We start from the raw sequence: 14,142 nt of genomic DNA on the forward strand, positions 1-14,142 counted from the left end.
GGGAGCGGGCTTGCTCGTGAAGGCGTAGTGTCAGATAACTGATTCGGTGACTGACACACCGCCTTCGCGAGCAAGCCCGTTCCCACATTCGGATTTGCGTTGTGCTTGAGAAAGGGGCCAAAACCTTGGGTTTATGGCAAACTTCGCGACCATAAATGCCTGTTTCGCGACCCAGAGCCTTCGGCGCGGTCACGTAACGGAATAAAACGATGCCAGGTTTGCGTCCCCCGGATGGGAATAGACCCTTTGTGTGTTGGTACGACGGTTCCAGCACTTTCTGCCTGAACAGATTAGAGAAACGACCATGCATAACGTCGTCATCAGCGGCACCGGCCTGTACACCCCGGCCAACAGCATCTCCAATGAAGAGCTGGTGCAGTCTTTCAATACCTACGTCGCGCAGTTCAACGCGGACAACGCAGACGCCATCGCCAGCGGCGACATCCAGGCCCTGACCGAATCCAGCGCCGCCTTCATCGAAAAAGCCTCGGGCATCAAGAGCCGCTTTGTCATGGACAAAGAAGGCATTCTTGATCCGCAGCGCATGGCCCCGCGTCTGCCGGAGCGTTCCAACGACGAATGGTCAGTACTTTGCCAAATGGCCATCGGTGCTGCCGAACAAGCCTTGCAACGTGCCGGCAAAACCGCCGCTGACATCGACGGCGTGATCGTCGCCTGCTCCAACTTGCAGCGTGCTTATCCGGCCATTGCCATCGAAGTCCAGGAAGCCCTGGGCATTCAGGGTTTCGGTTTCGACATGAACGTGGCCTGTTCCTCGGCCACCTTCGGCATTCAGGCGGCCGCCAACAGCGTGCAACTGGGCCAGGCCCGGGCGATCTTGATGGTCAACCCGGAAGTCTGCACCGGTCACCTGAACTTCCGTGACCGCGACAGCCACTTCATCTTCGGCGACGCCGCCACGGCCGTGATCATCGAGCGCGCCGATCTGGCTACGTCCAAATACCAGTTCGACGTGGTCAGCACCAAACTGCTGACCAAGTTCTCCAACAACATCCGCAACAACTTCGGCTTCCTCAACCGCGCAGCGGAAGAGGGCGTCGGTACTCGCGACAAGCTGTTCGTGCAGGAAGGCCGCAAGGTGTTCAAGGATGTTTGCCCGATGGTGGCTGAACTGGTCGGTACGCATCTGGAAGAGAACAAGCTCAATGTCGGCGATGTGAAGCGTTTCTGGCTGCATCAGGCCAATCTCAGCATGAACCATCTGATCGTGCGCAAACTGCTGGGCCGCGACGCCACCGAAGAAGAAGCCCCGGTGATCCTCGACACTTACGCCAACACCAGCTCTGCCGGTTCCGTGATTGCTTTCCACAAGTATCAGGATGATCTGGCTGCCGGTTCGCTGGCGGTATTGAGTTCGTTCGGTGCGGGTTACTCGATCGGTAGCGTGATTCTGCGCAAGCGTTGAAAGTGGTTTAATTTCCGCTTAATCACGCTGACCTTTCCTACATCCGAATCGGTTGAAACGCTGTAGTTTTCGGAAATGGCGGCAGGAGACGCTTCAGGCGAATCCTGCCGCTATCATTTTCGAAGTCGGAACAAGGGGATTGATGGATGGCGGTTGACGACACCCAACTGCTCGCGCGTTTGCTGGCAGGCGAGCAACAGGCTTTCAAGGAACTGGTCACGACTTATCAAAGCGCCATGCGCGCCGTCGCTTATGCGATTGTCGGCCAGCGTCACGTCGAAGAAGTGGTGCAAGATGCATGGCTGTCGGTAGTGCGCCATATCGGCAGTTTCGAAGGCCGCTCCAGTCTCAAGACCTGGTTGCTGACCATCACCGCCAACTCGGCCAAGAGTCGCTACAAGCAGAATCGCCGCGAAGTGTTGATGGATGACTTGCCGTCACCCCACGGCACCATTGATGATGACCGCTTTTCCCCCGGCGATGGCCACTGGCTGATCGCACCGTTCGCCTGGCACCAGGACACGCCTGAAGCGCTGCTCACTGAAAGCGAGTTGCGTGAGTGCCTCGAACACACACTGCTCAACCTGTCGGAACTGCAAAGCAGCGTTTTGTTGTTGCGCGAACGCCAGGGCCTTGAGCTCGAAGAGATCTGTAATCTTCTGGAGATATCGCTCTCCAATGTCCGTGTGCTGCTGCATCGTGCGCGGCTGAAAGTCTTCGCGACAGTGGAGCATTTTGAGGAGACCGGGGAATGCTGACCTGTAAGGAACAAGTAGCGCGCTCCAGCGATTATCTCGATGGCCAGCTGAGCTTTCGCGAAAAACTGATGGTGCGTCATCACCTGATGTTCTGCCCCAATTGCCGGCGCTTTATACGCCAGATGCGATTGATGCAGGCGACGCTGAAGGCGATGCCGGAGAAACCTGAAGAGGGTGTGGATGCGTTGGCCGAGCGGCTGGCGGCGCGGCGCCGGGAAGACAGCCCCTAGGGGGAGAAGCAGACTGGCGCGCCTGCGGCACACGGATGATGGGGATCGCCGTAGCCGCGCCAGACTGTTGAAGCATCTCAAGCGCTGCACCCGGATGAGAAGCGCATCGCCTGAGATCTGTTGCTCTGGTGCTTAGAATTTCGCTTCTGCGTCCAGTTGCAGAATGTTGGTGTCGGCGTCGCGCTGAGTGCGGCTGGAGTAGTCAGCCTTGGTCAGGAAGTACGTGGCGCCGAGGGCGAAATTCTTGTCGATGTCGTAACCGACTTTGAACTTGTGCCCACGCGAACCGGTGGTGCCATTGGCGAAGTCGGAATCAGTGAAGGCGCCGACCACAGCATTGCGTTGCACGTCACGATAGTTGTAGTCGAGGTTCAAACCGAAGACTTTCGACTTGGCACCGAGCAACCAGGCGGTGTCCTGATCGGTCACGGCATCGTTGTTCTTCACATACTGACCGTAGAACGAAAGCGGCATCGGCAGGCCGCCGATGTCGATCTGGCTGAAACCCTCGTACAGACGGAATTCGTTGTTGGCCGAGTTGCCATTGACGGCCAGTGCGCATGGCGTGGAAGAGCCCGTGCAACGGCTGTCCTGATCGTTCTGGTAGGCGTAGACGCTGCCGCCAACGGTCAGTTTCAGGTTGTCGGTGATGGCGATGCGGCTACCCAACTGGCCGGAGGTCAGGCGCAGGTCGTGACGGAATTGCACGCCTTCGCCGTCGACGTTGTCCTTGAGGTTGTAGTTGCCCAGGCTGCCGAACAGTTCGGCACTGCTGCCCAGTGGGTACTTGTAAGTGACCGCCAGACCTTCCGGGTTGATGTCGCCGTCCCAGATCACGTCGCCCATGCTCACCCACGGTTGCAGCATCTTGCCGCCGATCACGTGCAGGTTCTTGATCGCATCAGGGTGGTAGTCGATGTAGCCCAGGTCCAGCCAGATCTGCTTCTTGTCGAAGTAGTTGTCCTGATCCTGGTTGGTCGAACGAGCATCATCGCCGCCGCCGGTGGCGATACGGATGCCGGTGTCCACTTGCGGGTTGATCTCGGTGTAGGCACCCAGACGTGCACGGATGCGCTGACGATCCTTTTCGCGGCCGCCGTTGTTGGCTTCGCCGTCGATCTTGACGGTCTCCTGGCGGATGCGCACGTCACCCTTGAACTGGGTCTTGGCAGCCCAAGCCAGTTTCTGGTCGAAGACGCTTTGTTCGTTGGTCTTCTTTGCGACAGCCGCGACTTGTTCATTGGTCTCTTGCTGCGCCTGCTGGGCGATTTGCTGAGCCTTCTGATCCTTGGCCAGTTCAGTTTGCAGTTCTACATACTGCGCCTGGGAAATCGAACCGTTAGCCTTGAGCATGTCGAGCAGTTTGGCGTCGACTGCAGCACTGGCCGGAACGCTCATGGCCAGTAACAGGCCACCGCACAGGGCCGCCGCAGTTTTCGTGGAAGCAAGACGCATAGCAATCTCCGAAGATGAGTGGGATGGCTGAACCATCCTGGGCACAACCGACGGTTGAAGGTCGGAAAACAGTGTCCGGGTAGAACCCGGCGCTCTAAAAACAGGCGCCAGTATCGCGATGGTTTATGACAGGGCAGTGGCACGGTGATGGCAGGTTGATGACGGTGCGTATTGGTCGTGAACTATTGATCTAGAGCGCTGTCCGCCGATGGCGGGTGTGCAATGCGGCGCAATCGGCGATACTCGCCGAGCGCTGAAACCCCGATGTGGAGAGCTCTTTGATGCCGTTGCAATGCCTGCAGAACCTGTCAGAAATCGCCCCGGCCACTTGGGATGCATTGGTGCCGGACAATCAGCCGTTTCTGCGCCATGCTTTTCTCAGTGCGCTGGAGGACAGCGGCAGCGTCGGCCCTCACACCGGCTGGCAGCCCGAGCACTTGCTGCACATCGAAGATGGTCGGCTGATCGCCGCCTTGCCGGGTTACCGCAAGTGGCACTCCTACGGTGAGTATGTGTTCGACCATGGCTGGGCCGATGCCTGCGCCCGGGCCGGAATCGATTACTACCCCAAACTGTTGACGGCTGTGCCGTTCAGTCCAGTCAGCGGCCCGCGGTTGCTGGCGGCCAAGGTCGAAGACGGTTTTGAGCTGCTCAAGAGCCTGCCGGGTTATCTGGAAATCGAAGGGCTGTCCGGCGCGCACATCAATTTCACCGATCCGTTCACCGACGCCGCCATGGCCGAGCAGCCGGGCTGGTTGCAGCGCATTGGCTGTCAGTATCACTGGCACAATCGCGGCTATCGCGACTTTCAGGATTTTCTCGACGTGCTCAGTTCGCGCAAGCGCAAACAGATGCGCAAGGAGCGCGAGCAGGTGGCGGGGCAGGGCTTCGAATTTGAATGGCTACAAGGGCGAGAGCTAAACGAATCGCAGTGGGATTTCGTCTACGCCTGTTATGCCAATACCTACGCAGTGCGTCGGCAAACACCGTATCTGACGCGAGCATTCTTCAGCTTGCTGGCAGAACGCACGCCCGAATCGATTCGTGTGGTGCTGGCCAAGCAGGGCTCACGGCCAGTGGCCATGGCCTTCAGTCTGGTAGGCGGTGATAGTTTTTACGGGCGCTATTGGGGATGCCTGGCCGAGTTTGATCGGCTGCACTTTGAAACCTGTTTTTATCAGGGCATGGACTACGCGATTGCCCAGGGCTATCAGCGTTTCGATGCCGGTGCTCAGGGCGAGCACAAACTGATTCGTGGCTTCGAACCGGTGATCACTCACTCGTGGCATTACCTGCGGCATCCGGGTCTGAAAGCGGCGGTCAAAGACTTCCTGCAGCAGGAACGCGCCGGTGTCCTGGCCTACGCCGAAGAGGCCAGAGCGGCCTTGCCCTACCGCCAAACCTAAATCTCCAATGTGGGCGCGGGCTTGCTCGCGCCCACATTTGGTTTTGTGTTGGACTCAGGTTTTTTCGTTACCCAACCAGAGATAAATCACTCCACCGGCCACCGCACCCGACAGCGGCGCCACCCAGAACATCCACAACTGCGCGAGCGCCCAGCCGCCGACCATCAGAGCCGGGCCCGTGCTGCGGGCCGGGTTGACCGAGGTGTTGGTCACGGGAATGGAGATCAGGTGGATCAAGGTCAGCGCCAGACCTATGGCAATCGGTGCAAGGCCCGGCGGGGCGCGCTTATCGGTGGCGCCCAGAATGATGATCACAAACATCGCGGTCATCACCAGTTCCGTGACAAACCCTGTGGCCATCGAATACTTGCCGGGCGAGTGCTCGCCGTAACCGTTGGAGGCAAGGCCGGCGGCAATATCGAAACCCTCCCTGCCGCTGGCAATGTAGTAAAGCAGCGCTGCCGCCAGAATCCCGCCGAGCACTTGGGCGATGATGTAGGCAGGCAACTCTTTGGCCGGAAACCGACCGCCGACAAACAGACCGACCGAGACGGCCGGGTTGAGGTGACATCCGCTGATGTGGCCGATGGCAAACGCCATGGTCAGCACCGTCAGACCAAATGCCAGGGCCACCCCCAGCACCCCGATTCCCAAAGGTGAAGACGCGGCGATCACCGCACTGCCACAACCGCCCAACACCAGCCAGAACGTACCCAACAACTCCGTGACTGAACGTTTGAACAGAGACATGAGAAGAGTCCTTGATAGGCGTGCTATCGAGACTGCATCGAGTTATGCGTCCTTGCGGACTTACGACAGGTTCCCTGCCGGAACCTTGGCTGAGTACAGCACGCTTTGGATGGATTTCCAGCAGGCGATAAAAAACCGCCAGCACCCGTGGTTAAAGGGCTGTGGCGATCTTCAAGGTGGTTGCAGGCCAATGTGGAAGGGGGCTTGCTCCCGAAGGCGGCGTGCCAGTCAAATGTTCGGTACTGACACCCCGCTTTCGGGGGCAAGCCCCCTCCTGACCCAATGATCAATCGATCCCGACGAACCCCCCGGTCTGGTGCGCCCATAACCGCGAATACAAACCGCCATGGGCCAACAGTTCGGCATGAGTGCCGCTCTCCGCGATCTTGCCGTTTTCCAGCACCACCAGGCGATCCATGCGCGCGATAGTCGAGAGGCGGTGAGCAATGGCGATCACGGTTTTGCCCTGCATCAGGGTTTCCAGGCTTTCCTGAATCGCGGCTTCGACTTCCGAGTCCAGGGCCGAGGTCGCTTCGTCCATGATCAGGATCGGCGCGTCCTTGAGCAGCACTCGGGCAATCGCGATGCGCTGACGTTGGCCGCCCGACAGCTTCACCCCGCGCTCACCAACATGCGCGTCGAAGCCAGTGCGTCCTTCAGCGTCCGACAGCAGTGGAATGAACTCATCGGCACGAGCCTTGTGCACGGTGTCCCAAAGCTGTGCGTCAGTTGCGTCAGGTTTGCCGTACAGCAAGTTGTCGCGGATTGAACGGTGCAGCAGTGAGGTGTCCTGGGTGATCATGCCGATCCGCGCACGCAGGCTTTCCTGGCTGACTTCGGCGATGTTCTGGCCGTCGATCAGGATGCGTCCGCCCTCGACGTCATAGAGGCGTAGCAGCAGGTTGACCAAGGTTGATTTACCGGCGCCGGACGGTCCGATCAGACCGATTTTTTCACCCGGTTTGATGGTCAGGTTGAGGTCGCCGATGATGCCTTTCTTCTTGCCGTAGTGGAAATCGACGTGCTCGAAACGCACTTCGCCGCTGGCGACGGCCAGCGGTTTGGCCTGTTCGTGATCGGTGACGCTGACCGGTTGCGAGATGGTCCGCAGACCGTCCTGGACCATGCCGATGTTTTCGAAGATGCCAGTGACCACCCACATGATCCAGCCGGACATGTTGACGATGCGGATCACCAGGCCGGTGGCCAGGGCAATGGCGCCGACGGTGATCAGCGATTGCGTCCACAACCACAGGGCCAGCGCGGTTGTGCCGACGATCAGCAAGCCGTTCATGGCGGTGATCGCCACGTCCATGCTGGTGACCACGCGGCCGGCCATTTGAGCTTTGACGGTTTGTTCTTCGATCGCTTCCTTGGCGTAGTGCTGTTCGAAATGAGTGTGAGCGAACAGCTTGAGCGTGGCGATATTGGTGTAGCCGTCGACGATTCGGCCCATCAGTTTCGAACGTGCGTCGGAGGCTTCCACCGAGCGGTCCTTGACCCGCGGCACGAAGTAACAGAGTGCGCCGATGTAGGCGACGATCCACGTCAGCAACGGGACCATCAGACGCCAGTCGGCTTCGGCGAACAGCACCAGCGCGCTGATCGCGTAGATCCCCACATGCCACAGTGCATCCACCGCTTGCACCGCTGAATCACGCAGCGAGTTGCCGGTCTGCATGATGCGCTGGGCAATGCGCCCGGCAAAGTCGTTCTGGAAGAAGTTCAGGCTCTGCTTGAGCACGTAGCTGTGGTTCTGCCAGCGGATCATGCTGGTCATGCCGGGGCTTAATGTCTGGTGCACCAGCAGGTCGTGCAGGCCGAAGAAAATCGGTCTGAGCACAAGCGCAACCACCACCATCCACGTCAGTTCGAGGGCGTGATCACTGAAGAAATTCGGGTTTGGCGTACCTTGGGCCAAGTCGATGATGCGACTCAGGTAACTGAACAGTGCCACTTCGATCAGCGCGGCGAACAGGCCGACCACCAGCAGGGCGGCGAAACTCGGCCAGACCTGCTTCAGGTAATAGGTATAGAAGGGGAGCACACGGTCGGGCGGAGACGCCGTCGGGGCGTCGCGGAATATGTCGATCAGTTGTTCAAAACGGCGATAGAGCATCAGATAACCGCCCGGAGTACGGGCTCTCCTTTTATCAGTGTGAGCGGCGCGGGATCAGGCCGGCGCCGCTCGATATGCCCTGTACAGCTTAGTCGATGACTTTGGCCGACTTGATATGCACAGGAACGGCAGGCACATCTCGCATGCCATTTTTGGTGGTGGTTTGCGAGTTGACGATGATGTCCACGACATTCATTCCATCAAGGACCTTACCGAATACGGCGTAACCATCACCCTGGTCGAGGAAGTCGTTGTCTTTCACGTTAATGAAAAACTGGCTGGTGGCCGAGTCAGGATCTGAAGTGCGCGCCATGGCCAACGTCCCTCGGACGTTGTGCAGACCATTTTTCGATTCGTTTTTGATCGGTGCCTTGGTTTCTTTCTGTTGCATTTGCTCGGTGAAGCCGCCGCCCTGGGCCATGAAGCCCGGGATCACACGGTGGAAGATGGTGTTGTTGTAGAAGCCGCTATTGACGTAATCCAAGAAGTTTTTGGTACTGATCGGTGCTTTGACCGCATCCAGCTCAATGATGATCGGACCGTTGTCGGTGATCAGTTCAACCTTGGGTTGCGGCGCAGCCATCAGGTTGGCAGCAAACAGCACGGTGCCGGCGACGAGGGCGAGTTTTTTCAGCATGGGTCAGTGATCCTGAGATTGAATATCGGCTGCGGCGAGAAACTCCAGCAGCGTTTGATTGAAGCGTTCGGGTTGATCGAGCGGGGTGGCATGGCGCGAATCGGCAATCACCACCAGCCGCGCATCGGGCAGCAGTTTTACATAGGTTTCTTTCAGTGCCACAGGTGTGTAATCACGGTCGGCACTGACGATGAGCGTTGGACAGGTCACCCGGGAAAGTCGTTCCTGAACCCCCCAGCCAACAATTGCATCGAAGCTGGCGAGATAAGCACGTTTGTCGTTTTTTGCCCAGCGTTCCGCCATTTTCTGCCGCAGATTCGCCTGTTCGGGTTTTGGGAACAGTTTGCTGCCCAGCGCCTTGCCGATGGTCGCCAGGCTCAGCACGCGCATCAGACTCCAGCGTTTGAACCATTGCCAGTAGTCGTCGCGGCTGCGCAGTTTGACTTCAGGGGCGCTGTTGACGATGGTCAGGCTCTTGAGCATCTGCGGCTGATCGACACCGAGCTGGAAGCCGATCATGCCGCCCATCGACAGACCCACGTAGTGCACCGGACCGAGGTTCAAATACTCGATCAGCGCCACCATGTCGGCGCTGAACCCCGCGATGCTGTACCGCTCGCGGGGTTTGTCCGAGCGCCCGTGGCCGCGGATATCCGGGACGATCACCCGGTAGTGCGTGGCCAGCGCCGGGATCTGCATTTCCCAATCCAGCGTGCTCGAACCGAGCCCGTGAACCAGCAGCAACGGCGTGCCGTGGCCATATTCCTCGTAGTGCAGGTTGCAACCTTCGTGCGCAAAATAGGCCATCGGAGGACTCCGTGTCAGGCTTGCTCAGGGGCGGCGAACGGTGCGTCCAGCGGCAAGGTGTCGAAGGTGCGCAACAGTTCGATGAGGATTTGTGTGGCCGGGCCCAGCGGTTTGTCCTTGTTCGAATACAGATAGAAACTCGGGTTGCGACTGCCGCCCTGATCCAGCGGTAGCAGCTTGAGCGATCCCTCTTTCAGTTCCCGTTCGATCATGTGCCGCGGTAACCAAGCAAAGCCCAGGCCGCTGCTGACGAATGTCGCGGCCGTGGCGAGGCTGCCGACGGTCCAGCGCTGTTCGGCGCCGAGCCAGCCGACATCCCTTGGCTGTTGACGACCGGAGTCGCGGATGACCACTTGCATCTGGGTTTCCAGATCCTGGAAGCTCAGTTCACGATTGAGCCGATGCAGGCTGTGGTCAGGATGGGCAACCGCAACAAATTCCACGTCGCTCAGTTCCGCGCCGAGGTAGCCGGGAATGCTCAGGCCAGTGATGGCCAGATCGGCCACGCCTTCGAGCAGCACTTCCTCGACACCCGACAACACTTCCTCACGCAGTCGCACCCGACACCCACGGCTCTGTGGCATGAACGCAGTCAACGCACGCACGATACGTGCACTTGGATAGGCTGCGTCGACCACCAATCGCACTTCTGCTTCCCAGCCTTGCTCCATGTGATGGGCAAGGTCTTCCAGTTGGCTGGCCTGTTTCACCAGTTGTCGCGAGCGGCGCAGCAACACGCCGCCAGCATCGGTCAGCACGGCTTTACGCCCGTCGATGCGCAGCAGCGGCACGCCGAGCTGATCCTGCATGCGGGCGACGGTGTAGCTCACCGACGACTGCGAACGATGCAGTGCCTCGGCCGCTTGGGCGAATCCGCCGTGGTCGACCACGGCCTGCAATGTTCGCCATTGATCCAGGGTCACGCGGGGCGCTTTCATCAATAGCTCCTCTTGTCCTAAGCTGACGGTCCCCATTGGAGACTGTCGAATGAAAAAATTCTGTTGTGTGGTGCTGGCACTGCTGCCGTTGACAGCCTTTGCGTATCCGATCGATGTGCAGAAAAATCTCAATGGCATGAAGATCGACTACCAGAGTTTCGCCACGGATAACGACATTGGCTCCATCCAGGTGGCCAACTACGGCGACGTCGACGCGAGCTGCAAAGTGGTGTTCCGCAACGGTCCCGAGGCGCCACGGACACGTAACATCGAAGTCGTGGCCGGCAAACATAAAAACGCCACGGCCAAGTTCACCCGCACCATTATCAAACTGCGCATCGATCTGACCTGTACCCCGAAATAACTGCAAATCTTCCTTGTGGGAGCGGGTTTGCTCGTGAGGGCGGTAGATCAGTCATCCATGCTCATGCTGACACATCGCCTTCGCCAGCAAGCTCACTCTCAAAGGGTTGAGTTGCATCTAAACTAAATTTTCGATGCTTTGCAGCAATTATTTGCGCTTTTTCATCGATTCAGCTCTGTTTAACCTTCACTCCATCGACCTACAACATTCTCGGATGGAGGCTACACAACATGTCCCGCGTTCTGATCATCGAAAGCAGCGCCCGCCAGCAAGACTCGGTGTCCCGTCAGTTGACCCAGACCTTCATCAATCAGTGGAAAACCGCGCACCCCGACGATCAGATCACTGTGCGTGATCTCGCCGTGAACCCGGTGCCGCACCTGGACATCAACCTGTTGGGCGGCTGGATGAAGCCTGCCGATCAGCGCAACGACAGCGAACAGTCTTCTCTGGATCGCTCCAACGAATTGACTGATGAACTGCTGGCTGCCGACGTGCTGGTCATGGCCGCGCCGATGTACAACTTTGCGATCCCGAGCACCCTCAAGGCCTGGCTTGACCATGTGCTGCGTGCCGGCGTCACCTTCAAGTACACCGACACCGGTCCGCAAGGCCTGCTGAGCGGCAAACGTGCCTACGTGCTGACCGCTCGCGGCGGGATTTACGCCGGCGGCCCTGCTGATCATCAGGAACCCTACCTGCGTCAGGTAATGGGTTTTATCGGTATCCACGACGTGACCTTCATCCATGCCGAAGGCATGAACCTGGGTGGCGACTTCCAGGAGAAGGGCCTGAACCAGGCCAACGCCAAACTGGCTTCGGTCGCTTGATATGTTAATCGCCAGATAATCACTGGATGTTCTAGTGCTCTGGCGCAACCCCTTCAAGGTTTTACGCGCATCGAACCTCCCTTTGCACTTATTGCTCCTGAGTGCTGTAGCCCGATTGAACGCTTTAGCGAGATCGGGCTTTTTTTTGTTCTTCACGCAATCCCGGTAATCCGTGAACATAAAAAAAGCCCCGCCTGAATATTCAGGCGGGGCTTTTTATTGGCTTTTGGAATCAGACGAGGGGTTTAGGCTCGTGTTCTTTTTCCTGGGGCTCTTCGTGATGCTCGGCCGCGTCCTGAACGGAGCGAGGAGCTTCAGCGATGGCTGCTTCAACGACGACTTCTTCAGCGGCCGGGGCAGGAGCTGCCTCGAACACTTCAGCAGCAGGCGCAGCAGCGGCAGCCAGTTCAGTTTCCTTCTGCAGGCGCTCTTCTTCGCGCTTGCGACGACGCACTTCGCGTGGATCGTTTGGAGCGCGGCCGTTTGGCGTCAGCGCACTGACCGCAGGGGCCTCAACCGCTGGGGCTTGGGCAACCACTGGAGCTTCGACGACCGGCGCTGGAGCAGGTTCGGCAGCGGCAACCACTGGCTCGGACACCATGGCTTGTGGCACTTCAGCTTCAGCAGCAGGCGCTGGCGCTTCGGCTACGGTCGGCTCTGCAACCCAGTTGAATGCAGTTTGCTCTTCGCGAACTTCACGCACGCTATCGGTCACGGTTTCAGCGACGGCTTCGACAACCGGCTCTGCAACGAGAACTGGCTCTTGGGCTGCGAAAGCAGGTTCGGCAGCGATTTCAATCTGAGGCTGGGCTTCAACCTGGTCTTGAGTTTCGCGAACCGGTGCTACTTCGACTTCCGGAGCCGCAGTCACTTCCACCGGAGTGGTTGCTTCAACCGCCGGTGCTTCAACTGGAGCAGTTTCCAGTGTTGCGGCAGTGGCACGTTCGGCTTGCTCGTTGGCTTGTGCTTCAGCCGGAGCGCTGATGACGCTGCTGGCGACGGCGGCGGTAACAGCCAGGCCGGCGGCCAGATCGGCAGCGCTTGGTGCTTCAGCGTTTTCGCCGGACTCGGATTCTTCCGAGCCTTCGATCACGTTGCCGTTGGCATCACGCTGACGCTCGCGACGGTTGCTGCGACGACGCTGGCCGCGGGAGCGACGACGTGGACGATCGCCTTCGGCGTTCTCCGAACCATCTTCCGGCAGTTGCTCTTCGTTGGTGATCACTTCGTCTTCAACAATGGCGGCAGCGGCCTGCTCTGCACGCGGTTGACGCTCTTCACGCGGCGGGCGCGGTGCGCGCTCTTCGCGAGGCTGACGGGCCGGACGCTCTTCTGCATTAACGGCGACAACGGCTGCTGCTGGAGCGGCATCCAGTGGCTCGCGCAGTTCACGTACACGTTCTTCACGCTCGCCACGAGGCTTGCGGTCTTCACGCGGCGCACGTGGAGCGCGTTCTTCACGAGGTGCGCGAGGTGCGCGTTCTTCGCGGGCGGCTGGCACTTCAGTGCGAGCTTCGCGAGGGGCGCGCTCTTCGCGGGCCTCACGTGGCTGGCGCTCTTCACGCGGCTCGCGAGGGGCGCGTTCTTCACGCGGTGCACGTTCTTCGCGCGGCTTGCGCTCTTCATCGCGACGACCATTACGGTTGCGGCTCTGCTGACGACCGTTGCGACGTTCTTCGTTGCGGGCTGGACGCTCGGTAACTGGTTTTTCAACCACCACCGGTGCGGCTGGCTCTTCTTTGGTCGCGAACAGGCTGACCAACGACTTCACCAGACCTTTGAACAGGCTTGGCTCTGGCGCGGCCACTGGAGCAGGTGCTGGTGCAGCAGGTGCGGCTACTTCGGTCGGAACCGGAGCGTTGGCGCGGGCTGGTGCGGTCTTGACCGCGGCTTCCTGGCGAACCAGGGTGCGGGTCGCGGCGGCTGGCTGGACTTCTTCGACGTCGGCAGCGGCAGCAGCGATTTCGTAGCTGGACTGGTTGGTCGCGGCTTCCGGGCTGTCATCACGCAAACGCTGAACTTCGAAGTGCGGTGTTTCGAGGTGATCGTTTGGCAGGATGATGATACGGGCACGAGTGCGCAGTTCGATCTTGGTGATCGAGTTGCGTTTTTCGTTGAGCAGGAACGCAGCCACCGGGATCGGCACCTGGGCGCGAACTTCGGCAGTGCGGTCTTTCAGGGCTTCTTCTTCGATCAGGCGCAGGATCGCCAGTGACAGCGACTCAACGTCACGGATGATGCCGGTGCCGTTGCAACGCGGGCAGACGATGCCGCTGCTTTCGCCCAAGGATGGACGCAGGCGCTGACGGGACATTTCCAGCAGGCCGAAGCGCGAGATACGGCCGATCTGCACGCGAGCGCGGTCGGCTTCCAGGCATTCGCGGACTTTCTCTTCCACGGCGCGCTGGTTCTTGGCAGGGGT

The 14,142-nt window shown here is 59.3% G+C and carries 13 protein-coding genes; 6 read left to right on the top strand and 7 right to left on the bottom strand.

All coding sequences use genetic code 11. The features are described 5' to 3' along the window. Positions 1–304: 304 nt before the first annotated feature. The 3 genes from ACIOU6_RS02650 to ACIOU6_RS02660 all read left to right on the top strand — a co-directional run bounded on the left by ACIOU6_RS02650 (position 305) and on the right by ACIOU6_RS02660 (position 2,414). Positions 305–1,426 carry a beta-ketoacyl-ACP synthase III gene (locus ACIOU6_RS02650; RefSeq protein ID WP_221729363.1) on the top strand — a complete coding sequence of 374 codons (1,122 nt, stop codon included), beginning with the start codon at positions 305–307 and terminating at the stop codon, positions 1,424–1,426. Between the two features lie 146 nt (positions 1,427–1,572). Further along, positions 1,573–2,184, top strand: coding sequence for an RNA polymerase sigma factor (locus tag ACIOU6_RS02655; protein ID WP_221729362.1), 612 nt, complete (start codon positions 1,573–1,575; stop codon positions 2,182–2,184). Beyond that, positions 2,178–2,414 (top strand): anti-sigma factor, encoded by a 237-nt coding sequence (locus ACIOU6_RS02660; RefSeq protein ID WP_221729361.1) that lies wholly within the window; start codon positions 2,178–2,180, stop codon positions 2,412–2,414. The genes ACIOU6_RS02655 and ACIOU6_RS02660 overlap by 7 nt, the downstream gene beginning before the upstream one ends. 132 nt (positions 2,415–2,546) lie before the next feature. Here the strand turns inward: ACIOU6_RS02660 and ACIOU6_RS02665 are convergent, their stop codons facing one another. Beyond that, on the bottom strand, positions 2,547–3,869 hold the full coding sequence (locus ACIOU6_RS02665) for a putative porin (protein WP_221729360.1): 1,323 nt from the start codon (positions 3,867–3,869) through the stop codon (positions 2,547–2,549). 281 nt (positions 3,870–4,150) lie between these two features. On the opposite strand from ACIOU6_RS02665, the gene ACIOU6_RS02670 reads away from it, so the two are divergent. Then, positions 4,151–5,275, top strand: coding sequence for a GNAT family N-acetyltransferase (locus ACIOU6_RS02670; protein ID WP_401133576.1), 1,125 nt, complete (start codon positions 4,151–4,153; stop codon positions 5,273–5,275). A 54-nt stretch (positions 5,276–5,329) separates the two neighbouring features. On the opposite strand, the gene aqpZ is transcribed toward ACIOU6_RS02670, so the two are convergent. The 5 genes from aqpZ to ACIOU6_RS02695 all read right to left on the bottom strand — a co-directional run bounded on the left by aqpZ (position 5,330) and on the right by ACIOU6_RS02695 (position 10,526). Next, a complete protein-coding gene (aqpZ, locus tag ACIOU6_RS02675; protein WP_401133579.1) occupies positions 5,330–6,025 on the bottom strand; it encodes an aquaporin Z in 696 nt (231 codons plus the stop codon). A 286-nt stretch (positions 6,026–6,311) separates the two neighbouring features. Next, the gene (locus tag ACIOU6_RS02680; RefSeq protein ID WP_401133582.1) at positions 6,312–8,144 is read right to left on the bottom strand and encodes an ABC transporter ATP-binding protein; all 1,833 of its coding nucleotides are present in this window, start codon (positions 8,142–8,144) and stop codon (positions 6,312–6,314) included. A gap of 88 nt (positions 8,145–8,232) precedes the next feature. Then, positions 8,233–8,781, bottom strand: coding sequence for a peptidylprolyl isomerase (locus ACIOU6_RS02685; RefSeq protein WP_221729357.1), 549 nt, complete (start codon positions 8,779–8,781; stop codon positions 8,233–8,235). Between the two features lie 3 nt (positions 8,782–8,784). Beyond that, a complete protein-coding gene (locus tag ACIOU6_RS02690) occupies positions 8,785–9,588 on the bottom strand; it encodes an alpha/beta fold hydrolase (RefSeq protein WP_221729356.1) in 804 nt (267 codons plus the stop codon). 14 nt (positions 9,589–9,602) lie between these two features. Then, positions 9,603–10,526, bottom strand: a complete 924-nt coding sequence (locus tag ACIOU6_RS02695) for a LysR family transcriptional regulator (protein ID WP_221729355.1) — start codon at positions 10,524–10,526, stop codon at positions 9,603–9,605. 49 nt (positions 10,527–10,575) lie between these two features. Here ACIOU6_RS02695 and ACIOU6_RS02700 point away from each other — a divergent pair, with 49 nt between their 5' ends. Both ACIOU6_RS02700 and ACIOU6_RS02705 read left to right on the top strand, forming a co-directional pair. After that, entirely contained in the window at positions 10,576–10,890 is a 315-nt protein-coding gene (locus ACIOU6_RS02700) for a 3-phosphoglycerate kinase (RefSeq protein ID WP_221729354.1), read from the top strand. 230 nt (positions 10,891–11,120) lie between these two features. Then, entirely contained in the window at positions 11,121–11,720 is a 600-nt protein-coding gene (locus ACIOU6_RS02705; protein ID WP_221729353.1) for an FMN-dependent NADH-azoreductase, read from the top strand. Between the two features lie 232 nt (positions 11,721–11,952). On the opposite strand, the gene ACIOU6_RS02710 is transcribed toward ACIOU6_RS02705, so the two are convergent. Beyond that, on the bottom strand, positions 11,953–14,142 hold a 2,190-nt coding region (locus tag ACIOU6_RS02710; protein ID WP_401133588.1), incomplete at its 5' end, for a ribonuclease E/G.

This window comes from Pseudomonas sp. NPDC087615 (assembly GCF_044743445.1).
Taxonomy (GTDB): Bacteria; Pseudomonadota; Gammaproteobacteria; order Pseudomonadales; family Pseudomonadaceae; genus Aquipseudomonas; species Aquipseudomonas baetica_A.